Raw genomic sequence first — 687 nt, 5'->3', positions numbered from 1 at the left:
ATCAAGGCCCCGCGCACATTTCGCGGTTGTTGCCTCGGATGTTGCTCGACATTCAGAACCGGGGGCAGCTGGCCGCCGGCATGACGACGTACATGCCAGGCCGCAATCAGTTGATCGACACCCACCGCGACATCGGTACGGTGCGAGAAGTCTTCCGTCTGTCGCATCGCGGCAAGAGCGAAGCGCTGATGAGGGAATACGCCGGGTGCGCCGCGATTGGCCATGTCCGATACGCCACCTGCGGCGAAGACGATCGCAGCTACGCCCAACCGTTTGAGCGACATCATTTGCTCAAGCACAAATGGTTCAGCTTCGCCTTCAATGGGCAGCTGGCCAACTACAAGGAACTGCGCGATCGCCTGCTGGCCGACAACGATCATCATCTGGCCCGCGAGACCGATACCGAAATCATCATGCACGAGCTGAGCCGTGAGATGAACGGCGATCGCAAGGTGCCGCTGATCGAAGCGCTGCGAAACGCCAGTCAACGTTTTGACGGCGCCTACAGCCTGGTAATGCTGAACGCCGAAGGGGACATGCTGATTGCCCGCGATCCGCTTGGCATCAAGCCCCTTTGCTATGCGATTGAAGGCCCGATGTTCGCTGCGGCCAGCGAAAGCGTCGCCCTGCTAAACCTCGGCTTTGAGCCCGAAAGCATCAAGTCGCTGGAACCTGGCCACGCGATCA

Annotated in this window: 1 protein-coding gene; it reads left to right on the top strand. The window is 60.0% G+C overall.

All coding sequences use genetic code 11. The features are described from left to right. Positions 1–38: 38 nt before the first annotated feature. On the top strand, positions 39–687 hold a 649-nt coding region (locus C5Y96_RS08120; RefSeq protein WP_233198878.1), incomplete at its 3' end, for a class II glutamine amidotransferase.

It is taken from the genome of Blastopirellula marina, from assembly GCF_002967715.1.
GTDB lineage: Bacteria > Planctomycetota > Planctomycetia > Pirellulales > Pirellulaceae > Bremerella > Bremerella marina_B.
This window is presented reverse-complemented; position numbering and strand designations above follow the sequence as displayed.